Origin of the sequence: Polaribacter sp. Hel1_33_78, from assembly GCF_900106075.1 — a bacterium.
Classification (GTDB): domain Bacteria; phylum Bacteroidota; class Bacteroidia; order Flavobacteriales; family Flavobacteriaceae; genus Polaribacter.
The window spans coordinates 1924175-1949031 of the sequence record NZ_LT629794.1 but is presented as its reverse complement, the minus strand read 5'-3'; the positions used below and the strand labels follow the sequence as shown (position 1 = coordinate 1949031).

General features: G+C 28.8%; 27 protein-coding genes. 21 read left to right on the top strand and 6 right to left on the bottom strand.

Annotated features, from left to right (window positions below; genetic code table 11):
* Positions 1 to 167 precede the first annotated feature (167 nt).
* Complete coding sequence (locus BLT88_RS08355) at positions 168 to 1910, bottom strand: carboxypeptidase-like regulatory domain-containing protein (protein WP_091954143.1); 1743 nt, start codon at positions 1908 to 1910, stop codon at positions 168 to 170.
* Positions 1911 to 2002: 92 nt separating this feature from the next.
* Positions 2003 to 2899 (bottom strand): sterol desaturase family protein, encoded by an 897-nt coding sequence (locus tag BLT88_RS08350; RefSeq protein ID WP_036786591.1) that lies wholly within the window; start codon positions 2897 to 2899, stop codon positions 2003 to 2005.
* A gap of 125 nt (positions 2900 to 3024) precedes the next feature.
* Between BLT88_RS08350 and rpsF the strand changes: the two genes are divergently transcribed.
* The 11 genes from rpsF (at position 3025) to BLT88_RS08295 (ending at position 10242) form a co-directional block, all read left to right on the top strand.
* Entirely contained in the window at positions 3025 to 3366 is a 342-nt protein-coding gene (gene rpsF, locus BLT88_RS08345) for a 30S ribosomal protein S6 (RefSeq protein ID WP_036786589.1), read from the top strand.
* Between the two features lie 3 nt (positions 3367 to 3369).
* The gene (gene rpsR / locus BLT88_RS08340; protein WP_036786587.1) at positions 3370 to 3666 is read left to right on the top strand and encodes a 30S ribosomal protein S18; all 297 of its coding nucleotides are present in this window, start codon (positions 3370 to 3372) and stop codon (positions 3664 to 3666) included.
* A gap of 14 nt (positions 3667 to 3680) precedes the next feature.
* A complete protein-coding gene (gene rplI, locus BLT88_RS08335) occupies positions 3681 to 4127 on the top strand; it encodes a 50S ribosomal protein L9 (RefSeq protein WP_036786586.1) in 447 nt (148 codons plus the stop codon).
* Positions 4128 to 4336: 209 nt separating this feature from the next.
* A complete protein-coding gene (locus BLT88_RS08330; protein WP_091954142.1) occupies positions 4337 to 4804 on the top strand; it encodes a DUF6495 family protein in 468 nt (155 codons plus the stop codon).
* A gap of 186 nt (positions 4805 to 4990) precedes the next feature.
* The gene (locus tag BLT88_RS08325; protein ID WP_091954140.1) at positions 4991 to 5407 is read left to right on the top strand and encodes a response regulator; all 417 of its coding nucleotides are present in this window, start codon (positions 4991 to 4993) and stop codon (positions 5405 to 5407) included.
* A 6-nt stretch (positions 5408 to 5413) separates the two neighbouring features.
* Positions 5414 to 5953, top strand: coding sequence for a heme NO-binding domain-containing protein (locus BLT88_RS08320; protein WP_036786578.1), 540 nt, complete (start codon positions 5414 to 5416; stop codon positions 5951 to 5953).
* Positions 5954 to 6035: 82 nt separating this feature from the next.
* A complete protein-coding gene (locus BLT88_RS08315) occupies positions 6036 to 7175 on the top strand; it encodes an FIST signal transduction protein (protein ID WP_091954139.1) in 1140 nt (379 codons plus the stop codon).
* Entirely contained in the window at positions 7175 to 8242 is a 1068-nt protein-coding gene (locus BLT88_RS08310) for an ATP-binding protein (RefSeq protein WP_091955732.1), read from the top strand. The genes BLT88_RS08315 and BLT88_RS08310 overlap by 1 nt, the downstream gene beginning before the upstream one ends.
* Entirely contained in the window at positions 8224 to 8547 is a 324-nt protein-coding gene (locus tag BLT88_RS08305) for an Hpt domain-containing protein (RefSeq protein ID WP_036786573.1), read from the top strand. The genes BLT88_RS08310 and BLT88_RS08305 overlap by 19 nt, the downstream gene beginning before the upstream one ends.
* A gap of 9 nt (positions 8548 to 8556) precedes the next feature.
* Positions 8557 to 9261 (top strand): LytTR family DNA-binding domain-containing protein, encoded by a 705-nt coding sequence (locus tag BLT88_RS08300; protein ID WP_091954137.1) that lies wholly within the window; start codon positions 8557 to 8559, stop codon positions 9259 to 9261.
* Positions 9262 to 9570: 309 nt separating this feature from the next.
* Positions 9571 to 10242, top strand: coding sequence for an RNA methyltransferase (locus tag BLT88_RS08295; protein ID WP_091954136.1), 672 nt, complete (start codon positions 9571 to 9573; stop codon positions 10240 to 10242).
* Positions 10243 to 10365: 123 nt separating this feature from the next.
* Here BLT88_RS08295 and BLT88_RS08290 read toward each other — a convergent pair whose 3' ends face one another.
* The 4 genes from BLT88_RS08290 to BLT88_RS08275 all read right to left on the bottom strand — a co-directional run bounded on the left by BLT88_RS08290 (position 10366) and on the right by BLT88_RS08275 (position 14192).
* A complete protein-coding gene (locus BLT88_RS08290) occupies positions 10366 to 10734 on the bottom strand; it encodes a DUF4258 domain-containing protein (protein WP_091954134.1) in 369 nt (122 codons plus the stop codon).
* A gap of 125 nt (positions 10735 to 10859) precedes the next feature.
* Entirely contained in the window at positions 10860 to 12056 is a 1197-nt protein-coding gene (locus BLT88_RS08285; protein WP_036786566.1) for an alanine dehydrogenase, read from the bottom strand.
* A 7-nt stretch (positions 12057 to 12063) separates the two neighbouring features.
* Entirely contained in the window at positions 12064 to 12471 is a 408-nt protein-coding gene (gene tsaE / locus BLT88_RS08280; protein ID WP_036786564.1) for a tRNA (adenosine(37)-N6)-threonylcarbamoyltransferase complex ATPase subunit type 1 TsaE, read from the bottom strand.
* A gap of 173 nt (positions 12472 to 12644) precedes the next feature.
* Complete coding sequence (locus tag BLT88_RS08275) at positions 12645 to 14192, bottom strand: bifunctional response regulator/alkaline phosphatase family protein (RefSeq protein ID WP_091954133.1); 1548 nt, start codon at positions 14190 to 14192, stop codon at positions 12645 to 12647.
* A 132-nt stretch (positions 14193 to 14324) separates the two neighbouring features.
* On the opposite strand from BLT88_RS08275, the gene BLT88_RS08270 reads away from it, so the two are divergent.
* From BLT88_RS08270 to BLT88_RS08225, 10 genes are all read left to right on the top strand, one after another.
* Positions 14325 to 15548, top strand: coding sequence for an HD domain-containing protein (locus tag BLT88_RS08270; protein WP_172824283.1), 1224 nt, complete (start codon positions 14325 to 14327; stop codon positions 15546 to 15548).
* A gap of 45 nt (positions 15549 to 15593) precedes the next feature.
* On the top strand, positions 15594 to 16625 hold the full coding sequence (gene lpxD, locus BLT88_RS08265; protein WP_036786560.1) for a UDP-3-O-(3-hydroxymyristoyl)glucosamine N-acyltransferase: 1032 nt from the start codon (positions 15594 to 15596) through the stop codon (positions 16623 to 16625).
* Between the two features lie 2 nt (positions 16626 to 16627).
* Positions 16628 to 18019: a bifunctional UDP-3-O-[3-hydroxymyristoyl] N-acetylglucosamine deacetylase/3-hydroxyacyl-ACP dehydratase gene (locus BLT88_RS08260; protein WP_036786557.1), complete on the top strand. Its 1392-nt coding sequence runs from the start codon at positions 16628 to 16630 to the stop codon at positions 18017 to 18019.
* Positions 18020 to 18022: 3 nt separating this feature from the next.
* Positions 18023 to 18808 carry an acyl-ACP--UDP-N-acetylglucosamine O-acyltransferase gene (lpxA, locus tag BLT88_RS08255; RefSeq protein ID WP_036786556.1) on the top strand — a complete coding sequence of 262 codons (786 nt, stop codon included), beginning with the start codon at positions 18023 to 18025 and terminating at the stop codon, positions 18806 to 18808.
* Positions 18809 to 18861: 53 nt separating this feature from the next.
* Positions 18862 to 19428 (top strand): elongation factor P, encoded by a 567-nt coding sequence (gene efp, locus BLT88_RS08250; RefSeq protein WP_036786554.1) that lies wholly within the window; start codon positions 18862 to 18864, stop codon positions 19426 to 19428.
* Positions 19429 to 19539: 111 nt separating this feature from the next.
* Positions 19540 to 20466, top strand: a complete 927-nt coding sequence (locus BLT88_RS08245; protein ID WP_091954131.1) for a UDP-3-O-(3-hydroxymyristoyl)glucosamine N-acyltransferase — start codon at positions 19540 to 19542, stop codon at positions 20464 to 20466.
* Positions 20467 to 20526: 60 nt separating this feature from the next.
* Positions 20527 to 21399: a succinate--CoA ligase subunit alpha gene (gene sucD / locus BLT88_RS08240; RefSeq protein WP_091954130.1), complete on the top strand. Its 873-nt coding sequence runs from the start codon at positions 20527 to 20529 to the stop codon at positions 21397 to 21399.
* A gap of 86 nt (positions 21400 to 21485) precedes the next feature.
* Positions 21486 to 22232, top strand: coding sequence for a 3-oxoacyl-[acyl-carrier-protein] reductase (gene fabG / locus BLT88_RS08235; protein WP_091954128.1), 747 nt, complete (start codon positions 21486 to 21488; stop codon positions 22230 to 22232).
* Between the two features lie 134 nt (positions 22233 to 22366).
* Complete coding sequence (locus BLT88_RS08230; RefSeq protein ID WP_036786547.1) at positions 22367 to 22573, top strand: hypothetical protein; 207 nt, start codon at positions 22367 to 22369, stop codon at positions 22571 to 22573.
* A gap of 377 nt (positions 22574 to 22950) precedes the next feature.
* Positions 22951 to 24741, top strand: a complete 1791-nt coding sequence (locus tag BLT88_RS08225) for a VWA domain-containing protein (protein ID WP_231959942.1) — start codon at positions 22951 to 22953, stop codon at positions 24739 to 24741.
* Positions 24742 to 24857 lie beyond the last annotated feature (116 nt).

The window sequence follows — 24857 nt, the reverse complement described above, 5'->3', positions numbered from 1 at the left end:
AGGTTTTTAGTTAGCTAGTTTTTGAGTTCACTTTCGTTTTTAATCAAATATTGATTTATTTTACTGTTTGCTATTTTAGTCAATATAAACACTAAAAGATAAAATAATAATATGTTTTTCTAATGAAATTTTCGAGTCTATTTAATTGGGATTTTTATATCTTAAGACTAGTTATAAAGCATACCAGCATTAAGACTTAGTAGTTTCGCTTTAACATTTTTTAAAGTTAATTCGTATACTTTAATCTCTTCTCTTTGATTTGATTTTCCCCAATTATAATAAGTAGTTGCTTTTAAAAATGTGGGTATATATTTTTTATTTCCTAAATATGTAAGATTTATTAGCCAATCACCGTTTCCAACTTCTTCAATTAAAAACTCTTTAGAGTTATAGCCCATTAATTTTTCATCTAATATTTGTTGGCTATTTTCAGACAATGTGTGGTTTACTTTAAAAGACTGCTTGTTTGGATTTACAAACTCGAATATAAACTCTGCTTCGGAAGTATTCCATTCAAACACCAATCGAATATCATTTTTAATCAAAGAATCATTGTTTTTAAAAGCCAATTTTTCTTTAATATTATCTTTCTGTTTTCTTTGAACATATATTGCTTGCATTTCGGTATTAAAAATCTCTCCTATTCCATTTTCCTTAATCTCGAATCCTTTTCTGAGATAGTAAAGATATATTTTCCAAGCATTTTTGTATTCATTTGCATGTGTAAATGCATTTGCAAGATCTCTAAAAGACTGAGCATGTTTAGGTCTAATTACCATCAATTTTTTATAAATACCAACAGCTTCTTTGTGTAATTTTAATTCTTGATACTTATAGGCTATGGCTTTTAATACTTCAGGGTTGTTATTTGCATAAGTTTCTAAATCTAAAAGTATTTTTAGTCCGTATTCTTTGCTCTTAAATGTGTTTATAAAATAATTAGCAGTGTTAAAATGAAAATTGGATTTAGCCTTACATTCTGGATATATGTTTTTATATTTCTCATAAGCTGCGCTTGGTGTTCCAGCAGCTTCAAATAACTTATAATAATTTGGTTCACCAATTTTTAAATCATTTATGGCAACAGCATCATTATTATAATAATTTTTATTTGTGTATTTATTGTCTTTAGATTTAATGTTTTTAGCAGTAGCTGAAGCAAAATAATTTGATTTTGTTGTTACAACAATTACACCTCCAACGGCCTGAGAACCGTACTTTACTGTTCCTGCTAAACCTTTAATTACAGCGATATCTTTAACATCATTTAAATCTATGTTAGGAACCTGAGTATAAAGAGTTCCATCAACATCCCAAAGTGCATAGGAAACAGTGCCGATAAAACTGGTTTCTCTTAATCGAACATATTCAAGACCATTTAAATCGGTTATTAATTTATAATTGGAAACTTTACCTCGCAGTGCTTGAGCAATACTAGAGGCAGACTTATTGAGGTCATCTCCTTTTATAAATGCAGCAGCAAAACCGGCTCTTCTAGTATCTATATTCATTCTTGCTGATGAAAATTTTCTTGGAGTTTTTATCCCTATTCCTTTTTTATTGTCTAGTTTACTTGTAATAATAATTTCATTTAAAATATTTTCAGCAGGAATCATTTCTAAATTTAAAATCGTCGTGACGTCTTCTACGAGCATTTCTATTGGTTTCATATTTAAATGAGAAAATTGGATTATTTCTCCCGCTCTAGCTTTAATTTTATAAAACCCTTTTCTGCTCGTATTTGTACCTCTATTAGAATTTTTAATAAGTATATTTACACCAGATAGCGGGGAATCTTCCAAAGTGATAATTCCTGTAATTTCTTTTAGATTGTATACAGTTTTATTTTTGTTTTGGGCTATAAAATTAAAAGTGAAGAGTATGCTGAAAATATAAATTAACTTTTTCATTGCTGTTTTATTTATAATTTTAAAAGAAAGCTATTTTTAATAATTCAAAAATAATTAATTGTAGTAAAATTATTCACAAATGAATCTACGTTTTAATTGTTAGTGTTTTTATTTTTTTCCCATTCTTTTCTTAAATCATCAGATAAAATACTAGTTCCATCATGTCTCCATCCCGGTGGTTTAATTAAATAAAGTAATCTATTTTTTATAGAAATTTTTGATGTAGAAAAATCTTTAAACATTTCAAACCATTCAATAAATGCTACTTTAACAGGATTATAAGTTTCAATATTTTTAACCAAACCATAGATAGGTTTTTCAACTTCTGCTTCAAAAGTCTTAAAAAGCTTATCCCAAATAATAAAAATTCCTGCATGATTTCTGTCTAGATATTGAGGATTTGTGGCATGATGAACTCTATGGTGACTTGGTGTATTAAAAATAGCTTCAAACCATTTTGGCAATTTATTAATTAATTCTGTGTGAATCCAATATTGATAAATCAAACTGATTGACATTTGAACCATTACCATTATTGGATGAAATCCTACTAAAATTAAAGGAAGCCAAAAAATAAAACTATAAAAACTTCCAGACCAAGTTTGTCTTAAAGCAGTACTTAAATTGTATTTTTTTGAAGAATGATGTACAACGTGACTAGCCCAAAATAATCTGCTTTCATGGCTAATTCGATGAAACCAATAGTATGTAAAATCTTCTGCAAATAGTATTAAAATCCAAGACCACCAAGTAAAATAAATCGTAAATATGCGATAGTTATAAAGAAATAAAAAAAGAGTTAAAACCATGGCTTTACTTAAAAAACCAAGAAAAACATTTCCTAAACCCATTAAAACAGAAGTGGTAGCATCTTTAAAGTCGTAATCTTCCAGTTTTACTTTTACGGTTAAAATTATTTCAAGAATTACAGTTAGGATAAAAAAGGGAATTGCATAATGAATTAAATTTGGTAGTTCAGGTATTTGCATATCAGTATTTTAAATAGTTTAACTCATTATAAAAATGAAGAGATTTTAATGTAGAAAATATGCTTTAGAATACAAAAAAGTATGTATATTTGCAGCCTTAAAAATAAACAATAAATATTTAATTTATGAATCATTACGAAACTGTTTTCATTTTGAATCCCGTTTTATCTGATACTCAGATAAAGGAGACAGTACAAAAATTCGAAGATTATTTAGTTTCCAAAGGAGCTGAAATGATCTCAAAAGAAGATTGGGGCTTAAAGAAGCTAGCATACCCAATCCAAAAGAAAAAAAGTGGTTTTTACCATTTATTAGAGTTCAAAGTAGCTGGAGAAGAAATTTCTGCTTATGAGTTGGAGTTTAGAAGAGATGATAGCGTTATGCGATATCTTTCTGTTAAATTAGACAAACATGCAGCAGCTTGGGCTAAAATCAGAACGGAACGTGTTAAATCTGCAAAAAAATAAAAAATGGCAACAATAGAACAACAATCAAAAGGTGGTAAATCTGCTGACGTTAGATATTTAACGCCACTAGATATAGACACTAAAAAGGAAGCTAAATACTGTAGATTTAAAAAGAAAGATATTAAGTATATCGATTTTAAAGACGCAGACTTCCTAATGTATTTAGTAAACGAACAAGGTAAAATTTTACCAAGACGTTTAACAGGAACATCATTAAAATATCAACGTAAAGTTGCGCAAGCAATCAAAAGAGCGCGTCATTTAGCGTTAATGCCTTACGTTGGAGATTTGTTAAAATAATAAAGACGTAGAATATGGAATTAATATTAAGACAAGACGTAGAAAATTTAGGATTTAAAGATGATGTTGTATCTGTGAAAAACGGTTATGGTAGAAACTTTTTAATCCCAACAGGGCAAGCTGTTTTAGCTACTTCATCTGCAAAGAAAGTTTTAGCAGAGAATTTAAAACAACGTGCTTATAAAGAAGCTAAATTAATTGAAGACGCTAATAAATTAGCAGAAACAATTAAAGGATACGAAATTAAGATTGCATCTAAAACAGGTTCAGGAGACAAGTTATTTGGTTCTGTGAACAACATAGATTTAGCAGCAGCATTAGCAAAAGCAGGAACAGAATTAGATAAGAAATTTATCAAAGTTGTTGGTGGTTCTGTTAAAAGATTAGGTAAATACGAGGCTTCTGTAAGATTACACAGAGCAGTAGTTGCAGATATTATTTTTGAAGTGGTTGCTGAATAGTAACTCTCTTAAAATTTTTTATTAAAAAGCTCGTTAGAAATAACGGGCTTTTTAAATTTAACCAAAGGTTCAGTATTTATATTTTACTTAAGATAAGTGAAAGTCTAAACCTTTTTTTTAAGTATTTTTATAGTATTACTTTTCTTACTTTTGGAATAACAGATTACTATCTAAAGCTTTAGTTCATATTATCAACTTTTTACTTTAAAATGAAATACAGACAACTTACTAAAGAACAATTTGAAAGTTTACATGCAGAATTTTCACAGTTTTTAGCATCTCAAAGTATAGATGTTAAAGAATGGACCCAAATAAAAAAAGAAAAATTAAGTATCGCAGAAGATCAAATGAATGTTTTTTCTGATATCGTTTGGGATGATGTTTTATCAAAAACCAATTATGCAGAACATTTCTCAAAAACTTCAGTGAACTTATTTAAATGTGATGATAATGAGATACATAGAGTTGCTATTAAAGTAAATTGGGATATTAACCTATTAGAGCAAAAAGGTTTTGAGTGGCTGATGAAAAATCCAATGGATAACTCTGTGGATATTTTTAAAGGTTCAAAACCTTATAACTTCGAAAGAAATCTAGAAATTTTCGATTTAATTGAAAAAGGAAGTTCGATTTCAAAAGGAGAAATTTTTGAATATTTTAATACTATAATTAGTTAATTTAATTTATAAATATGGTGTGTTTTTATATCCTTTTGTGAAACACACTCGTTGACTAAAAAATACATTTCATCGATACTTTATGGTATTTAAACATCTTAAAGTTGTCTATCATCATTATTTATTAGAATTTATTTTTTATAAACTTTATCTTGTAAAATGAAAAAAATCAACTCATAAAATGGAATGGAAAAAAAATTAAAAATTTTATTGGTCGAAGATAACTTAATCGAAGTTATGAAGATGAAAAGAACAATTTCATTTTTAAAATTAGATCATATTCTTCACGAAGCAAAAAACGGTGAAGAAGCTTTAATTTTGTTAGAGGAGGATAGAACTAATTTACCAGATATAATATTACTAGATTTAAATATGCCTAAAATTAATGGTATTGAGTTTCTTAAAATCTTAAAAAAAGAGAGTTACTTAAAACACATTCCTACCGTTATTTTAACTACATCAAGTAATGAAAAAGATTTATTAGAATGCTATAGAGAAGGCATTTCTGGCTATATTTTAAAACCTTTAAAATATGAGGATTATGTTAAAAAAATTGAAAGTGTTTTAGTTTATTGGAGTATAAATGAATTAAGAAAATTATAAAACAGTATGAAAGGAATTGTTTTCACTGAATTTTTAGAACTTGTTGAAGATAAGTTTGGTTTAGAAATGGTAGACAAAATAATTTCTGAAGCTCAACTAGAATCTAACGGAATATATACAACCATAGGTACTTATAGCTTTTCAGAAATGCTGCAATTATTGCAAAATTTAAGTAAGAACACAACCATTTCAGTTGATAGCCTTTTACTTATATATGGTGAGCATTTTTTTTCGGTGATAGAAAAGAGTTATCCCGGCTTATTGGCTTCTTTTAAAGATCCTATAGAAATGCTTGCATCTATAGAGAATCACATTCATATAGAGGTTAAAAAAATATACCCAGATGCAGAGTTGCCGACTTTTATTGTAGAAGAAAAACATAAAAATTCTTTAATCATGATTTATAAGTCTAGTAGAGCTATGCATCATTTTGGTCTAGGTTTAATGAATAAAACTTTTTCACACTTTAATTCTACAGCAAAAATTGAGCTTCAAAAAATAAAAGAGGACGGAACAGAAGTGAGATTCGTTATTCAAAAAGATTAATCTGAAGTTATTTTAGAATATATTATTCACAAAAAAAACAAGAACAATATAGATATACTGGGAAAGAAAACGTTTCTTAAAAATGAAAACCGTACAATTAAAAAAAAATAAAAATCAAAAATTTGAGTATTTAACAGAAGAGATTACTTTAAAAGATCCTCTAGTTTTAGTATTTGGTAATAGATTTATGTTGCAAGAAAAAAATATTTTTAATGAAGTTAGAGATATTTTTAAAGACGGTCATATAGTTTTTGGTTCAACTTCTGGAAATATAATCTCAAAATCTGTTGATGATGAAAGTATAACTATTACTGCAATAGAATTTGAAAAGAGTAAATTTTTAATTAAAACAGCAAATGTTTTAAATTCTAACGCTCAAATTGATAGTTTTAAAACAGGTAAAGAATTAATTTTAAAATTACCGAAAAAAGATTTAAAATATGCCTTTGTTGTTGCTGATGGAAGTTATACCAACGGAAGTCAACTTACTAAAGGTATGAATTTTGCTTCCAAAGATCGTCTTTTTATAACTGGCGCTTTGTGCGGAGATGGAGTGAGATTTGACACTACATTGTCATCTTATAATGAAAATCCGAAGGAAGGAAAAATAGTTGCTATTGGTTTTTATGGTGAGACCTTAGAAGTAACTTTTGCATCAAATGGAGGCTGGACACCTTTTGGACCCGAAAGAGTAGTAACGAAATCAAAAAATAATATTTTATTTGAATTAGATGGTAAACCAGCATTAAATTTATACAAGACTTATTTAGGAGAAAAATCTAAAGAATTACCTAGTGCAGCATTATTGTATCCATTAAAAGTGAAATCTACAGATGAAAAAAAATCAATTGTAAGAACCATTTTAAATATTAATGACGAAAATAACTCAATGCTATTAGCGGGTGATATATTAGAAGGTTCTAAAGTTCAGTTAATGATGACAAATGTAGATAGCATCGTAACTGCGGCAGAGATTGCTGCTGTAAGTGCTTTAGAGTTAAGAAAGAACAAACCAGAATTAGCAATTTTAGTAAGTTGTTTTGGTAGAAAATTAGTTTTAGACCAAAGAGTAGAAGAAGAAATAGAAGAAGTAGAAGAAGTTTTAGATAAAGAAACAACAATTTTAGGTTTCTATTCCTATGGAGAAATAGTTCCGTTTAACGGAGAAAAGAACTGTCAACTTCACAACCAAACTATGGCTATTACCTTAATTAGTGAATGATGAACCCTCTTTTAAAAAGACAATTAAGAAAATATTTACCTAAAGATTTGCAATCTAATAAAGATTTGCATGCTTTTTTAGATGCCGTAGATAGATCTTATGCAACTTCAGAAGATCAGTTCTCGAGACTTCAAAGGGCGGCATCTATAAGTTCTGAAGAACTTTTTAATTCCAATCAACAATTAAAAGAGGAGTCGGAATCTCAAAAAAAAATCATAGAGAAGCTTAATAATGTAATAAATACATTAAATTTCTATGGTCTTAAAGAAAACCTTCAATTAGAAACTAAAGATTCTTTAAAATTAGTCGATTTTATAGATAATCAAACAAGAGAGTTAATAGAAATAAATAAACAGAAAGATAAGCTTGTATCAAATTTAGAGCGACAAAATCAAGAGTTAAATGAATATGCACATATGGTCTCTCATGATTTGAAATCACCTGTGCAGAGTATTGATGCTTTAACAACTTGGATAAAACAAGATTATTTCGAAGTTTTAGGAGAAGGAGGAAGAGAAATTATAAATCATATAAGAGAGAATATTGAAAAAATAGATACATTAATCTTTGGAATTTCAGAATATATTTCCATTGGTAAAGTAGAAAAAGAAATCTATGAAGTGGATTTAAATGTATTAATTAATGATCTTATATTAACTTTTGAGAATCCAAAAGGCGTTATAATTTCTGTTCCTAGAAAATTACCTATTATCAAAAGAGATCAGTATCGACTAGAATTATTATTTCGCCATTTAATTTATAATGCAATTAAATTTAATGATAAAGAAACAGGTGGTTTTGTAGAGATTCGTTGTTCTGAACAAGATGAATTTTGGCAATTTATCATAAAAGACAATGGAAAAGGAATAGAAGAACAGTATTTTGATAAAATATTTATAGCTTTCCAAAAACTAGAAAATGATTATAAGTCTACAGGCATTGGTTTGTCAATTGTTAAGAAAATTATAGAAACTTACGAAGGGCAAATTTGGTTAGAATCTTTACCAAATGTAGAAACTATTTTTTATTTTAAAATAAAAAAACAAACATGGAACAACCAAATTTAAAGTATATAGAACAACTTGCTAGAGGGGAAGAATCCATAAAGAAAACTTTGATAGGTGTCATAAAAACTGAATTCCCTGATGAAATAAGAGACTACTTTAGTAGTATAGAGATTAAGGATTTTAAAAGAATCGAAGATAATGTTCATAGAATTAAACATAAATTTAGTATCCTAGGACTAGAAAAAGGGTACGCTCAAGCAAATAAATTTGAGCATAATCTTCGAGAAAATCAATTAGATTTAAAAGAACATCAAGATTTTGATAAAATTTTAAAAGTTATTTCTGAATATTTGTTAACTATTTAGCCCCACACTATGGATTGTATTATTATAGATGATGAAAAAATGGCAAGAGTTATTATAAAAACTCTTTGCGATCAAGTAAACTCATTAAACCTTGTTCATGAATTTTCAAATGCTATTCAAGCAATTAAATACTTGAACGAGCATAAAGTTGATCTTGTTTTTTTAGATATTCATATGCCAAATTTTAGTGGATTAGATTTTGTTAAAACCATAAAAAATCCACCTAAAATAATTTTCACTACTTCAGACCCTCAGTTCGCAATAAAAGCTTTTGAATACGATTTTATTGTTGATTATCTATTAAAACCTATCGAGTTACAGCGTTTTGAAAAGGCAATAAAGAAAGTAGAAACACAACTCTTTTTTCAGAGGCAAACAAGTCAAAAAAGTGAACTTGACCTCATAAACGAATTTTATGTTAATATAGATAGAAGATTAATAAAAATTGATTTGCATAGTATATACTTAATTGAAGCGAAAGGAGATTACATTCATATTAAGACGGAAGATGGAAATTATGTTGTGCATTCTACATTAAAAAAGATAGAAGAAAAATTACCTGATTCTTTATTCTTAAAAGTACATCGCTCTTATCTTATTAATGTTAAGAAAATTATAGATATAGAAGACAACAGTGTATTAATCAAAAAAGATTTAGTGCCTGTTAGTCGTTCTAAAAGAAAGGAGTTAATGAAGCGGTTAGACCTATTATAATTCTATTAAAAAACACAAATTTCTTTACTATGTAAATGTGCTGCTTTCAACCATAACTTAAATTATTCATTTTAAAAGGCTACTATTTAGATAGTGTCTATCTTAATAATTTTATTAATTTCCAAGAGTTTTAATTTCGCTTTAATAGAAATTCATACTATTTTTAAAACAACTTTTTTTTTATCAATGACAAGATGTGTTATTAGGTTAGGACTTTTTAAATTAAAAAACACAAATTTGAAACATCAATTAAGTTTTAATCTAAATCAGAGTAATTAAGGACTTATTTTTTTACTAAATTTATATTTTATGATGGATGAAAAATTATTAAAATATTTTGAAGGTTATTTAACAGAGAATAGAAAAGCACTCTTTAAAAAAGTTTTAGAAGATAGAACGCGTCATTTTACAGTTGTTTTAGAGGATATTTTTCAACCACATAATGCAAGCGCAGTTATAAGAACATGTGATATTTTTGGTATTCAAGATGTTCATGTCATTGAAAATAAATATACAAATAAGGTTTCTAGGCATGTTGCAAAAGGTTCTCAAAAATGGATAACTTCAAAACGGTATAAATCAGATGCGAATAATACACAAATTTGTTTAAATACTTTAAGAGAAAAAGGATATCAAATCATAGCAACAACACCTCATAACAACTCTTGTCTTTTGCAGGATTTTGATGTTACCAAGAAATCAGCATTTGTTTTTGGAGTTGAAGCAGAAGGGGTTTCTAAGTATGTAAAAGATAATGCAGATGGTTTTTTAAAAATACCAATGGTTGGTTTTACAGAGAGTTTAAATATTTCTGTTGCCGCTGCAATTATCTTGCAAGATGTTACTACAAAATTGAGGATGTCTAATGTTGATTGGAAATTATCTGAAGAAGAAAAAGAAATTTTGTATTTGGATTGGGTAAGGAAAACCATTAAAAATGTTGATAAAATTGAACAACATTATTATCAAAATAATAATTAACTTGAAATTGATAAATGTTTTTCCGATTGTGATTAAGAATAATGAATACCTTAAAAACAAAAAAGTAAAAGGATTTAGACTTTACAATCAATTTTAAATCTCATTTCTAAAAAAGAATCAATTTTAATCAATAATTATTTTTTCAATAGTTGAAGTGGAATCGCACCGTTTTACATATAGATGTATGTTCTCTAACTCATTTTCACCTGTAATATAATATTCAGCACAAGGTTTTTCTCTTGGATTTCCTTTTCCAAAATCAACATCACCGGAATACAAAATTGTGGAAATTTTTAAAGTATCAATATTAAATTTTTCCATAGTGCTTTTAGCTTCATCAGAAAAAACTCTTTTTTTAATTCTAATAGTTTTTAAAGTCCTCGCATCCATTCCATAGTCGAAAGTAGCTTGTTTCTTTTGCCAAAAAAAATAAACACCAATAGACCCTAATGATAAACCAACTAAATAATACCCTATTCTTTTTAAAAGCATTGTCAAAATTTGAATTGTAAAGTTACCTTTTTTTGAGGCTATTTTCTGAAGATAAGACGATTTTATTTCTTGATGTTTACCATAATAAACTTTTCAAATTTAAGTATTTTTTTTGCTTTAAATTCTTAAAGAATCAATAAATTAATATCTCTAAAAGGTAAATCAAACCAATCACCAACTGTTTTGTTTGTTAAAATTCCGTGATAAAAATACATGCCATTTCGTAAGCTTTTATCAAAGCGGGCGGCATTTTCAAAACCACCTTCTTCAGCAATATTTAATAAATATGGAGTCAAAATATTACTAATAGACAAAGATGCGGTTCTAGCATAACGCGCAGGAATATTTGGTACACAATAATGTATTATTCCATGTTTTACAAAAGTTGGTGTAAGATGAGTGGTTACATTAGAAGTTTCAAAACATCCACCTCTATCTATACTTACATCAACAATAATAGCACCTTCTTTCATTTGCTCAACCATCATTTCGGTAGCGATAATTGGAGATCTATTTTTACCTCTTATGGCACCAATAGCAACATCACATCTCATTAATGCTTTTGTAATTGATTTTGGCTGCAAAGTGGACGTATAAATAGGCGCATTTAAACAATTTTGTAGTTTACGAAGTTTGGTAATAGAATTATCAAAAACTTTAACTCTTGCTCCCAATCCTATGGCAGTTCTTGCGGCATATTCGCCAACAGTTCCAGCTCCAAAAATAACCACACTTGTTGGTGGAACTCCACCTATATTGCCAAATAACAGTCCATTTCCTTTATTTACGCCGCTCATTAATTCACCAGCAATTAAAATAGAAGCTGTACCCGCAATTTCACTCAACGATTTTACAATAGGGTAGGTTTCGTGTTCATCTTTTATAAAATCAAAAGCCACTGCTGTAATTCTTTTTTTTGCTAAACTTTCAAAGTAATTTTTAGATTGTGTTTTTAACTGAAGTGAAGAAATTAATATGGTTTGTGGATTTATATATTCAATTTCCTTTTCTGTTGGAGGAGCTACTTTTAAAACAATATTACATTTAAAAGCTTCTTTAAGATCATAAGAAATTTTTGCACCAGCTTCAGAATATTCTTTGTCGGTATAATTTGCGCCATCGCCTGCACCCGTTTCTACAACAATTCTGTGACCATGAGAAGTTAATGCCGTTACTGCATCTGGCGTTAAGCAAACTCGCTTTTCACCTAAATAAGTTTCTTTTGGAAGGCCGATAAATAGTTCTCCTTTTTGTTTTTTGATTTCTAGCATTTCTGCTTGTGGTAATAACTCTTCTTTACTAAAAGGAGAAAATTGACTCATAGTTTGGTTATTTTAATTGCATATTGCGTTTTCCATTATCTAAAGTTGTAAGATGAATTTCAACAGCATCTAAAGGTAGTAAATTTTCAATATTTTCAGGCCATTCAATTAAACACCAATCATTATTGTAAAAATATTCTTCAATCCCCATGTCTAATGCTTCTTCTTCATTCGTAATTCTATAAAAATCAAAGTGAAAAACTTTTTGGTCTGATGATGTTTTATATTCATTTACCAATGAAAAAGTAGGAGAAGAAATATTGTCTAAAACACTTAATTGTTTACAAATTTCTTTAATTAATGTAGTTTTTCCAACACCCATTTGTCCATAAAACAATAATGTTTTAATTTTCACTGATGAGATAATTATGGCAGCAATAGATGATAAATCCTCTAAAGAATAGTTTTTATTCATATTGCAAAAATAGATTGTTTTACTAAAATAACTTTTGATTTTAGTAAAAAAAAATGATATCAACTATTCTTGTTTTATGTGTCTATTAAAATTGTTATCACAAAGAACTGTGAGAGAACAATTTTTTTAAAGAGTATAGGTTTATTTTCTTTGTTAGTATTAGAATGATCTTACTATTTAGGGCTATAAACAGCGCATGGAATAATCATTTCTTCAAGAGATACACCTCCATGTTGATAGGTGTTTTTATAGTATTTTACAAAATGATTAAAATTGTTTGGATACGCAAAAAACAGATCTTCTTTCGCGAAAATAAATGGACTATTCATAGCAACAGTTGGTAAGAAAATATCTTTAGGGTTTCTAACTGCATACACATCTTTCTCCTCATAAGACAAGCTTTTACCAGTTTTATAACGCAAGTTTGAGCTGATGTTTTTATCGCCAACTACTTTTGTGGGGTGTTTGCAATTAATAGTCCCATGATCTGTAGTAATTATTAATTTCTGACCTAGCTGTTGTGCTTTTTGTATAATTTCAAATAAAGGTGAATTTTTAAACCAACTTAAAGTCAAGCTTCTGTAAGCTTTATCATCTCCCGCCAATTCTTTAATCACTTCCATTTCGGTTTTAGAATGAGACAACATATCAACAAAGTTGTAAACCACGGCAGTTAAGTCATTTTGTTTTGTACCGTTAAAATTATCTGCTAACTCCTTTCCACTTTTTAAATTGGTTATTTTATAATATTCATGTTTTATATCTAAATTTAATCTTTTAATTTGAGCAGTTAAAAAATCATTTTCAAAGAGATTCATTCCACCTTCATCAGTGTCATTTTTCCAGAAATTAGGATAACGTTTTTCCATTTCCGATGGCATTAAACCAGAAAAAATTGCATTTCTAGCATATTGAGTAGCAGTAGGTAAAATGGAAAAATAAGAATATTCTTGCTCTTTTTTGTAATAGCTATTAATAAGAGGTTCTAAAATTCTGTATTGATCATATCTTAAATTATCAATTATAATCCATAAAACTCCTTTTTCTTTACTCAGTTCTGGAACCACATAGTCTTTAAATAAAGTATTAGAAAAAGTAGGTCTATCATGTGCGGTTAAAAAATCCTCATAATTTCTTTTGATGAATTTAAAAAACTGATTATTCGCTTCTTGTTTCTGACTTTCTAAAATACCCAACATTCCAGAATCGCTAATGTTTTCTAATTCTAATTCCCAATGAACTAATTTTTTGTAAAGTTCAATCCAATCTTCATAGCTGTTTACCATTGCTAAATCCGTAGAGATTTTCCTAAATTCTTGTTGATAACTAGAAGTGGTTTTTTCAGAAATTAAGCGAGAATGGTCTAAGTTTTTTTTCAAACTCAACAGAATCTGACTAGGGTTTACAGGTTTAATTAAATAGTCTGCAATTTTAGAGCCAATGGCCTCTTCCATAATATATTCTTCCTCGCTCTTAGTAATCATTACAACAGGTAAATTAGCCTGTTTTTGTTTAATTTCTGCTAGTGTATCTAAACCTGTTAAACCAGGCATGTTTTCATCTAAAAAGACAATATCAAAATTTTCTTCATCTACTAAATCAATAGCATCAGCCCCGTTTGTGCAAGTGGTTACCTTGTAATTTTTACGCTCTAAAAAAAGAATGTGAGGTTTTAGTAATTCAATTTCATCATCAACCCATAAAATCTGTATGCTGCTCATAAACTTCCTTTAAATTTTAACATTTAACGTTAAAAGTACTGTTTTGTTATATTTTTTGTTCTTTTAAAATGATAAAATATTGCCAAAAAAAATAATGTTTGTATTTTGCGATACATTGATAAAACCCATCTTTTGAAGAGACAAACACCAAATAAATTAAAAATTTTAAATGATCCAATTTATGGGTTTATTCAAATTCCGAATTCGTTAATTTTTGACATAATAGAACATCCTTATTTTCAGCGTTTAAGAAGGATTTCACAAATGGGTTTTTCAAATTTGGTGTATCCTGGAGCAAATCATACACGTTTTCATCATGCTTTAGGATGCATACATTTAATGCAAAAAGCCATAAGAGTTTTAAGATTTAAGCAAATTGAAATTACGAAGGAAGAAGAAAAAGCTTTATGCATTGCTATTTTGTTGCATGATATTGGTCATGGAGCATTCTCTCATGCTTTAGAGCATAGTATTGTGCATGGAATTTCACATGAAGAAATTTCATTAAAATTCATGAAAAAGTTAAATGATGAATTTGATGGAAAATTAGATTTAGCAATTGAAATATTTGAAGGAAATTATCATCGTAAATTTTTTTATCAACTTATTTCTAGTCAATTAGATATTGATAGATTAGATTATTTAAAAAGAGATAGTTTTTACACTGGAGTTACGGAAGGCAATATTTCATCAGACAGATTAATCGTTATGATGAATGTTAATGACGATCAATTAGTGATTGAACAAAAGGGAATTTATTCTGTAGAGAAATTTTTGATTGCTAGAAGATTAATGTATTGGCAAGTATACTTGCATAAAACAGGTTTGGTGGCAGAACATATGTTGGTAAATGTTTTACTACGAGCTAAAGAATTAGCAGAAAAAGGAGATGAATTGTTCGCAAGTACTTCTTTAAGATATTTTTTATACAATGAAATAAATCAAGATAATTTTACAGATGAAACTTTAGAAATGTTTTCTAAATTAGATGATTATGATATTTTATCAGCCATAAAAGAATGGACAAACCATGAAGATAAAGTACTTTCTTTACTGTCTCAAATGATTGTTGATAGAAAATTACTACGCATTGAAATTCAGAAAGATGCTTTTGATGTTGATCAAATCAATAAAAAAATAAGCAAGTATTCAAAGAAATTAAATTTATCTGAAGAAGAAACTAATTCCTTTGTTTTTTCGCAAGAAATTAAAAATCAAGCTTATAATTCAGAAAAACCAATATTTATCTTAAATAAAAAAGGAAAGTTAAAAGATATCGCCAAAGCATCTGATCAATTCAATATACAAGCCTTAACAAAACCTGTAATAAAACATTTTATTTGCTATCCAAAGTAAAATGATATTAGCCAAATAGCTATAATTTTTATACTTTTGCGTTTAATGAAATTTACAGCACAACAAATAGCAGATATTTTAGAAGGAGAAGTAGTCGGTAATCCTGATGAAGAAGTTTCTAAGCTATCAAAAATAGAAGAGGGAGAGAAAGGGTCTTTAACTTTTTTATCGAACCCCAAGTACAATCCTTTTTTGTACACAACAAATGCTTCTATTGCTATCGTCGATAAAACTTTTCAGCCAGAAAAACAAATTGCTACAACTTTAATAAAAGTAGAAAATGCTTATAAATCTTTTTCTAAATTATTAGAATTTTATAATGAAGTAAAGAATAATAAGATGGGCAGGGAAGCGCCTCAATTTATAGCTGATTCAGCAGAAATTGGTGATGATGAATATATAGGTGCCTTTTCTTACATTGGAGAGAATGTTATCATTGGTGCTAATGTTAAAATTTATCCTAACTGTTATATAGGCGATAATAGTATTATTGGTGATCATTGTGTTATTTTTTCTGGAGTTAAAATTTATTCAGAAACACAAATAGGAAATCATTGTAAAATTCATTCAGGATGTATAATTGGTTCTGATGGTTTTGGTTTTGCGCCGAATGGAGCGGGAGAATATAAAGCAATTCCGCAAATAGGAAATGTAATTATAGAAGATCATGTAGATATAGGTGCTGCATCAACAATAGACAGAGCAACTTTAGGTTCAACTATTATTAGAGAAGGTGTAAAGTTAGACAACCAAATACAAATTGCGCATAATGTAGAAATTGGAAAAAACACGGTAATTGCTGCACAAACAGGTATTGCGGGTTCAACCAAAATAGGAGAAAATTGTATGATTGGCGGGCAAGTTGGTTTTGCGGGGCATTTAATTATTGGTAATAATGTGAAAATTCAAGGTCAATCTGGAATTACCAAAAATTTAAAAGATGGAGAAAAGGTCCAAGGTACGCCAGCAATGAAATATTCAGATTACAGCAAATCATACGTTTATTTTAGAAATTTACCAAAGATTGCAGCATCGGTTCATAAAATTGAAAAAGAATTGAATGCTCAAAATCAATAAATATGATTAAGAAACAAAAGACTATAAAATCAGAAATTACTTTATCGGGTGTAGGTTTACACACGGGTAATACTGTATCAATGACATTAAAACCGGCTCCTATAAATCATGGTTTTGCTTTTAGTAGAGTAGACCTTGAAGGCTCTCCAACTATAGAAGCAAAAGCGGAGTATGTTGTAACTACTCAAAGAGGAACAAATCTTGAGAAAAATGGTGTTAAAATTCAAACTTCAGAGCATGTTTTAGCAGCAGCAGTTGGTTTAGATATTGATAATTTATTAATAGAAATTGATGCTTCAGAACCACCAATAATGGATGGTTCATCTAAATATTTTGTTGAAGCTTTAGAAAAAGCGGGTTTAGAGGAACAAGATGCATACATCGAAGAATACGTTGTGAAAGAAGTTATTTCATATAGAGATGAAAAAACAGGAAGTGAAATTATTTTAATGCCTTCTGATGAATATCAAGTAACGACGATGGTAGATTTTGGTACCAAAATATTGGGAACTCAAAATGCTACTTTAGATCATATTTCTGAATTTAAAGAAGAAATTGCAGATGCAAGAACATTCAGTTTTTTGCATGAAATTGAAATGCTGTTAGAAAATGATTTAATTAAAGGAGGAGATTTAAATAATGCAATTGTATATGTTGATAAAGAATTATCAGAAAGTACAATGCAAAAATTAAAGAAAGCATTTAAAAAAGATGATATTGCTGTAAAGCCAAATGGGATTTTAGACAACTTAACTTTGCATTGGGCAAATGAAGCAGCTCGTCATAAATTATTAGATGTTATTGGTGATTTAGCTTTAATTGGAATACGTATAAAGGGTAAAGTAATTGCAAATAAACCAGGTCATTTAATAAATACCCAGTTTGCTAAGAAATTGGCAAAAATCATAAAAGCAGAAAAGAGAAATTATGTTCCGCAATATGACTTAAATTTACCACCTTTATTAGATATTCATCAAATTATGGATATTCTTCCTCATAGACCACCTTTTTTATTGGTAGATAGAATTATAGAGCTTTCAGATAAACACGTTGTTGGTATGAAAAATGTTACTATGAATGAAGGTTTTTTCATAGGTCATTTTCCTGGTTCGCCAGTGATGCCAGGAGTTTTACAAGTTGAAGCGATGGCGCAATGTGGTGGAATTTTAGTGTTAAGTACTGTTCCTGACCCGGAAAATTATTTAACATATTTCATGAAAATGGATAAAGTTAAATTTAAACAAAAAGTTTTACCAGGGGATACATTAATTTTTAAAGCGGAATTAATTACTCCCATAAGAAGAGGAATTTGTCATATGCAGGCTTATGCTTATGCAAATGGAAAATTAGTTGCAGAAGCAGAATTAATGGCACAAATTGCTAGAAAAAAATAAATTATGAATCAACCATTAGCATATGTACACCCTCAAGCAAAAATTGCGAGAAATGTAGTAATAGAACCTTTTACAACAATACATAACAACGTAGTTATTGGTTCTGGAACTTGGATTGGTTCTAACGTTACTATTATGGAGGGTGCAAGGATCGGTAAAAATTGTAGAATTTTTCCTGGCTCAGTAATCTCCGCAATTCCACAAGACCTGAAGTTTGATGATGAAGAAACTACTGTAGAAATAGGAGATAATGTTACCATTAGAGAATGTGTAACCATAAACAGAGGCACGAAAGATAGAATGAAAACGACAGTTGGTAATAACTGCTTAATAATGGCTTATTGTCATATTGCACATGACTGTTTTGTTGGAGATAATTGTATTTTATCTAACAATACAACCTTAGCAGGGCATGTAACGATTGGTGATAATGTAGTGTTAGCAGGAATGGTTGCTGTACATCAATTTGCGTCTGTAGGAAAACACGCATTTGTTACCGGTGGATCTTTGGTTAGAAAAGATGTCCCTCCTTATGTTAAAGCAGCAAGAGAACCACTATCTTATGTAGGTATTAACTCTGTAGGACTAAGAAGAAGAGGATATTCGACAGAAAAAATAAGAGAAATTCAAAATATATTTAGAATTTTATTTCAGAAAAATTATAATTATACGCAAGCAATTGATATTATAGAAGCAGAAATGGAAGCAACTACTGAACGTGATGAAATTATACAATTTATAAAAGATTCACATAGAGGAATTATGAAAGGGTACTTCAATGTAAATTAATTAGTAATTATTTTGAAAATAAAATACTTATAACAAAACAAATAAAAAATTAAATGGCAACTACATCAGATATTAGAAACGGATTATGCATTAGATATAATAATGATATATATAAAATTATAGAATTTTTACATGTAAAGCCAGGTAAAGGTCCAGCATTTGTTCGAACAAAATTGAAAAGTGTTACGAATGGAAAAGTGGTAGATAACACATTTCCTGCAGGTAGAAAAATAGATGATGTAAGAGTTGAAACACATAAGTTTCAATATTTATATAACGATGGTGAGTTTTATCATTTTATGAACGAACAAGATTACTCTCAAATTCGTTTATTAGAGAGTGCTCTCGATGTTCCTGAATTAATGAAGGAAGGAGAAACTGTTACTATTATCATTAATTCTGAAGATGATATGCCGTTATCTGTTGATATGCCCGCTAGTGTAATTTTGGAAGTAACACATACGGAGCCTGGTGTAAAAGGAAATACAGCTACTAATGCAACAAAACCTGCAACTGTTGAAAGCGGTGCCACAGTAAACGTGCCTTTATTTATTAATGAAGGAGATAAAATTAAAATTGAAACTACAAAAGGAACGTATCAAGAGCGTATTAAAGAATAATTTTTCTTTCAGATGGATATCAAATAAAGTTTGATGGCTATTTTATATCCATTAGTTTTTTAATCATTTCTTTCAAGAAAAATTAGAGTGCATTTAAATTGAAATAATAAATTGAATTTTAAAAGAATACATACTTTAATAGAAATTGCTCAAATTTTGAATTGTGAGTTTGTTGGTGATGCCTCTTCTTCTATAAAAGGTATGAATGAAATTCATGTAGTAGAAAAAGGAGATATCGTTTTTGTGGATCATCCAAAATATTACAAGAAAGCTCTAGAATCAGCTGCAACAACTATATTGATTAACAAAAGAGTAGATTGTCCAGAGGGGAAATCACTTTTAATTTCCGAAGACCCTTTTCGAGATTTTAATAAATTAACAATTAATTTCAATCCATTTATTGCCTCTAAAAAAAGTATATCTGAGACTGTAGTTATAGGTTTAGGCGCAATTATACAGCCTAATGTTTTTATTGGTAGCAATGTGAAAATTGGTAAAAACTCTGTAATTCATCCCAATGTTACAATTTATGATAATATAGTTATTGGAAATAATGTAACGATACACGCAAATACAGTTTTAGGTGCTGATGCTTTTTATTACAAAAATAGGCCAGAAGGTTATGATAAACTTATTTCTGGAGGAAGAGTTGTCTTGGAAGATAATGTAGATTTAGGAGCTTCTTGTACAATAGACAGAGGGGTTACAGGAGATACCATAATTAAAGAAGGAACAAAAATAGATAACCAAGTTCATGTTGGACATGATACAGTTATTGGTAAAAAATGCTTAATAGCTTCACAAACTGGTATCGCTGGCTGTGTTATTATTGAAGATGAAGTAACTATTTGGGGGCAAGTCGGGACAAATAGTGGTATAACAATTGGCAAAGGAGCTATCATATTAGGTCAAACAGGAGTAACAAAGTCGGTAGCAGGAGGAAAAAGTTATTTTGGAACTCCGATTTCAGAATCTAGAGAGAAATTAAAAGAAATGGCAGAAATAAAACGTTTTCTAAAAGATAGAAAGAATTCCTAAAATTCTTTCTTAGAAACAATCAATAAACTATTTTTGCGGAACAAATTTAAATAATAAACCATGAGTGTTTTAGTAAATAAAAATTCAAAAATTATTGTACAAGGTTTTACGGGTAGTGAAGGCACTTTTCACGCCGGTCAAATGATTGACTATGGAACTAATGTTGTTGGTGGTGTAACACCAGGTAAGGGAGGTCAAAAACACTTAGATCAGCCAGTTTTTAATACAGTTGCAGAGGCTGTTGAAAAAGTAGGAGCAGATACTTCAATTATTTTTGTACCACCAGCTTTTGCTGCTGATGCAATTATGGAATCTGCAGATGCAGGAATTAAAGTAATTATTTGTATTACTGAAGGAATTCCTACTGCGGACATGGTAAAAGTAAAAGCATATATTGATAATAAAGATACTAGATTAGTTGGTCCAAATTGCCCTGGAGTAATCACTCCAAGTGAAGCTAAAGTTGGAATTATGCCAGGTTTTATCTTTAAAAAAGGTAGAGTTGGTATTGTTTCTAAATCAGGCACATTAACCTATGAGGCTGCGGATCAAGTTGTAAAACAAGGTTTTGGAATATCTACTGCAATTGGTATTGGAGGAGATCCAATCATTGGAACGACTACAAAAGAAGCTGTTGAATTGCTGATGAATGATGATGAAACAGAAGCAATTGTAATGATTGGTGAAATTGGTGGAAATTTAGAGGCAGAAGCTGCGCAATGGATTAAAGCTGATGGTAATAGAAAACCAGTTGTAGGCTTTATTGCAGGTCAAACTGCACCCGCAGGAAGAACAATGGGACATGCTGGAGCAATTGTTGGCGGAGCTGATGATACTGCGCAAGCAAAAATGAAAATTTTAGCAGAAAACGGAATACATGTAGTTAGTTCTCCAGCAAAAATTGGAGAAATGGTTTCAAGTGTCTTAAAATAAACGAGCTCTAAAAAGAGAATGAGATATAAATTCCCGTGAAAACGGGAATTTCTTTTTTATATTTGATCATCAACTAAATAAACAATATGAAATTACTAGAAAATAAATCAGCAATTATTACTGGTGCAACTAGAGGAATTGGACGTGGAATAGCAGTTGAATTTGCAAAACAAGGTGCAAATGTTGCTTTTACATATAGTTCTTCGGTAGATGCTGCAAATGCTTTAGAAGAAGAATTAAAATCTTTTGGAGTTTCTGCGAAAGGATACCAATCAAATGCAGCAAATTTTGATGCAGCCCAAGAATTGGCCAAAGAAGTTCAAAAAGAATTTGGTTCAATAGATATTTTAGTAAATAATGCAGGAATTACAAAAGATAATTTGTTAATGCGTATTTCTGAAGCAGATTTTGATAAAGTAATTGAGGTAAATTTAAAATCAGTTTTTAATTTAACAAAAGCTGTGATTAGACCAATGATGAAGCAAAGATCAGGTTCTATTATAAATATGAGTTCTGTGGTTGGTTTAAAAGGAAATGCTGGTCAAACAAATTATGCGGCATCTAAAGCAGGTATCGTAGGTTTTTCAAAATCTGTAGCTTTAGAATTAGGTTCAAGAAACGTCAGAAGTAATGTAATAGCGCCTGGATTTATAGAAACAGAAATGACAGGAAAATTAGATGAAGCAACTGTACAAAGTTGGAGAGATGCTATTCCACTAAAAAGAGGAGGAAAGCCTGAAGATATTGCAAATGCATGCGTATTTTTAGCTTCTGATATGAGTTCTTATATTACTGGACAAACTTTGTCTGTTGATGGTGGAATGCTTACATAATCACTTCTTTAGTGTTTTTTTTAGTTCATCTACTGTTAGCTTCAAATTATCTTTAAAATATGGTCAAGTATCTAATTTTAATGCCACAAAACAAATTTATACTGTAAATTTATGGTAGAAAAAAATATTGAATTATGAATGTAAAAGAAATATCGACCACACATCAAGCTGTTATTGAAGCTTTAAAAGAAAATCATTTGACAAGTTTTCAGATTTTAAAGAAAATAAAAAATATCTCATTAATACTTATTTTGTATAACATACTAGATGATTTAAAAAGTATGGGGATTTTAAAAAGTTACATGAAAGAAGGTGCTAAATATCATTATTTAACGCTATAGTTTAGATAACCTTAAAGCTTCTTTTTATGCCTTAAAAGTACTTAATTTTTTTAATTTTCAATTATTCAGAAACCTGCCACATATAACGTTGCAGGTTTCTCTTTTTTATACGATATTTATATTTTGCCACTAAAATAAATATATTGCAACTCACTTTCATAATATCTATAACTTTAGGATTTTTATTCAGTCTTTCCGTGGCTTATTTTCAATATTACAAATTAAAAAACAGGATTAAAGTAACCCCAATTTTATTTATTTTAAAAACAGTAAGTCTTTTTCTGTTAATTTTACTTTTAATCAACCCAAAAGTTGAAATAAAAGAAATAAATAATATAAAACCAGTAGTATCAATTTTAGTTGACAACTCTAAATCAGTGTCTTTTTTTCAGGAGAATAAAAACGTCTTAAATTTAATTAAGAATTTAAATGACAATATTGATTTAAAAAAGAAATTTGAGCTTAGCAATTTTTCTTTTGGTGCTGCTTTACAAGTAACGGATAGCTTTAGTTTTTTGGAAAATCAAACTAATATTTCAGAAGCAATACTTGGGGTAAATGAATTACATAAAGATAAAATTGCACCTATTATTTTACTTACTGATGGCAACCAAACGATAGGATCAGATTATGAATTCCTAAATTCTAAACAACCTATTTACCCTATTGTTATTGGTGATACTGCTAAGTATGTTGATTTAAAAATTACGCAGCTAAATTCTAACAAATACAGTTATATAAAGAATAAATTTCCTGTTGAAATAATTTTAAATTATGAAGGTGATAAAAGTATAACTTCACAGTTTTCAATCTTCACTGATGGAAAAACAATTTTTAGAAAAAATGTTCGTTTTTCACCTTCTAAAAAATCAGTAACGATAGTGGCAAATTTAAATGCTTCTAAAGAAGGTCTGCAATATTTTACAGCTTCTATTAGAAAACTCACAAATGAAAAAAACATCAAAAATAACATTAAGAATTTTTCAGTAGAGGTTATAGATGAACAAACAAAAATTCTTGTTTTAAGTTCAGTTATACACCCAGATATTGGCACTCTAAAAAAGTCAATAGAGCGCAATAAACAGCGATCTGTAGATTTTTTTTTAATTGATAAATTTAAAAATGAATTAATTGATTATGAATTAGTTATATTATATCAACCAAACAATAAGTTTAATTCTATATTTACCCAAATAAAACAAAATAATAGAAATTTTTTCATGATTTCTGGTGCAAATACAGATTGGAATTTTATTAATGAAAATCAATTAGGTTTTAGAAAGATAGCAATTAATCAAACAGAAAATTATGGTGCAATTTATAATGATTCATTTTTAACTTTTTTACAAGAGGATATTGGTTTTAATAATTATCCCCCATTAAAAGATAAATTCGGAGAAGTTTCTATTTCTAAAGAGCATCAAATCTTATTGCACCAAAATATTAACGGAATTCAAACCAAACAACCTTTATTGGTCAATTTTGATGTGAATAATCAAAAATCTGCAGTTTTATTTGGAGAAGGAATTTGGAAATGGAGAGCTGCCAGTTTTCTAACGACCAATTCTTTTGAAGAATTTGATAAGTTTACAGGAAGTTTAGTCCAATTTTTGGCATCTAATAAAAAGAGAGATCGTTTAGAAGTAGCCGCAGAAAATATCTATCCTGCAAATTCAACGGTCAATATTTCAGCATTTTATACAGATAAAAACTATCGATTTGATGCAAGAGCAACTTTAGAATTATTGATAACAAATAAAGAAACAAGAGAAGTTATAAAAATTCCTTTTTCATTAATTAACAATTCTTATCAATTAGAGATAGAGAACCTAACTTCCGGAGAATATACCTATAGAGTTGAGGTTTTAGATCAGGATATTCATAAATATGGGCGTTTTAAAATTACCGAATATCAAATTGAAGAGCAGTTTACAAATGCTAATGTAAATAAGTTAAAACAATTGGCTACAAAAACAGGGGGGAAACTGTTTTATAAAAATCAGATTGATGATTTAAAAAATGAACTTTTAGAAAATAAATCTTTTTATACAGTTCAAAAATCATCAGTTAAACAACAAAATTTAATTGATTGGAAATGGATTTTATTTTTTGTAATTTCTTTAATTACAGCGGAATGGTTCATTAGAAAATTTCATGGTAAAATTTAATTTTATCATACGTGTTTTTTTAACTTTATATGAAAAGTACGAGTCTGTTTAACCTTTATTTGTATTTTTTTATTCATAAAATAAATCGATAATATTAGTCTATGGTTGGTAAATTT

What these genes read in the sequence shown, in the direction of transcription:
- BLT88_RS08355 (WP_091954143.1), bottom strand. Translation starts at nt 1,910, where the DNA reads ATGAAAAAGTTAATTTATATTTTCAGCATACTCTTCACTTTTAATTTT.
- BLT88_RS08350 (WP_036786591.1), bottom strand. Translation starts at nt 2,899, where the DNA reads ATGCAAATACCTGAACTACCAAATTTAATTCATTATGCAATTCCCTTT.
- rpsF (WP_036786589.1), top strand. Translation starts at nt 3,025, where the DNA reads ATGAATCATTACGAAACTGTTTTCATTTTGAATCCCGTTTTATCTGAT.
- rpsR (WP_036786587.1), top strand. Translation starts at nt 3,370, where the DNA reads ATGGCAACAATAGAACAACAATCAAAAGGTGGTAAATCTGCTGACGTT.
- rplI (WP_036786586.1), top strand. Translation starts at nt 3,681, where the DNA reads ATGGAATTAATATTAAGACAAGACGTAGAAAATTTAGGATTTAAAGAT.
- BLT88_RS08330 (WP_091954142.1), top strand. Translation starts at nt 4,337, where the DNA reads ATGAAATACAGACAACTTACTAAAGAACAATTTGAAAGTTTACATGCA.
- BLT88_RS08325 (WP_091954140.1), top strand. Translation starts at nt 4,991, where the DNA reads ATGGAAAAAAAATTAAAAATTTTATTGGTCGAAGATAACTTAATCGAA.
- BLT88_RS08320 (WP_036786578.1), top strand. Translation starts at nt 5,414, where the DNA reads ATGAAAGGAATTGTTTTCACTGAATTTTTAGAACTTGTTGAAGATAAG.
- BLT88_RS08315 (WP_091954139.1), top strand. Translation starts at nt 6,036, where the DNA reads ATGAAAACCGTACAATTAAAAAAAAATAAAAATCAAAAATTTGAGTAT.
- BLT88_RS08310 (WP_091955732.1), top strand. Translation starts at nt 7,175, where the DNA reads ATGAACCCTCTTTTAAAAAGACAATTAAGAAAATATTTACCTAAAGAT.
- BLT88_RS08305 (WP_036786573.1), top strand. Translation starts at nt 8,224, where the DNA reads ATGGAACAACCAAATTTAAAGTATATAGAACAACTTGCTAGAGGGGAA.
- BLT88_RS08300 (WP_091954137.1), top strand. Translation starts at nt 8,557, where the DNA reads ATGGATTGTATTATTATAGATGATGAAAAAATGGCAAGAGTTATTATA.
- BLT88_RS08295 (WP_091954136.1), top strand. Translation starts at nt 9,571, where the DNA reads ATGATGGATGAAAAATTATTAAAATATTTTGAAGGTTATTTAACAGAG.
- BLT88_RS08290 (WP_091954134.1), bottom strand. Translation starts at nt 10,734, where the DNA reads ATGCTTTTAAAAAGAATAGGGTATTATTTAGTTGGTTTATCATTAGGG.
- BLT88_RS08285 (WP_036786566.1), bottom strand. Translation starts at nt 12,056, where the DNA reads ATGAGTCAATTTTCTCCTTTTAGTAAAGAAGAGTTATTACCACAAGCA.
- tsaE (WP_036786564.1), bottom strand. Translation starts at nt 12,471, where the DNA reads ATGAATAAAAACTATTCTTTAGAGGATTTATCATCTATTGCTGCCATA.
- BLT88_RS08275 (WP_091954133.1), bottom strand. Translation starts at nt 14,192, where the DNA reads ATGAGCAGCATACAGATTTTATGGGTTGATGATGAAATTGAATTACTA.
- lpxD (WP_036786560.1), top strand. Translation starts at nt 15,594, where the DNA reads ATGAAATTTACAGCACAACAAATAGCAGATATTTTAGAAGGAGAAGTA.
- BLT88_RS08260 (WP_036786557.1), top strand. Translation starts at nt 16,628, where the DNA reads ATGATTAAGAAACAAAAGACTATAAAATCAGAAATTACTTTATCGGGT.
- lpxA (WP_036786556.1), top strand. Translation starts at nt 18,023, where the DNA reads ATGAATCAACCATTAGCATATGTACACCCTCAAGCAAAAATTGCGAGA.
- efp (WP_036786554.1), top strand. Translation starts at nt 18,862, where the DNA reads ATGGCAACTACATCAGATATTAGAAACGGATTATGCATTAGATATAAT.
- sucD (WP_091954130.1), top strand. Translation starts at nt 20,527, where the DNA reads ATGAGTGTTTTAGTAAATAAAAATTCAAAAATTATTGTACAAGGTTTT.
- fabG (WP_091954128.1), top strand. Translation starts at nt 21,486, where the DNA reads ATGAAATTACTAGAAAATAAATCAGCAATTATTACTGGTGCAACTAGA.
- BLT88_RS08230 (WP_036786547.1), top strand. Translation starts at nt 22,367, where the DNA reads ATGAATGTAAAAGAAATATCGACCACACATCAAGCTGTTATTGAAGCT.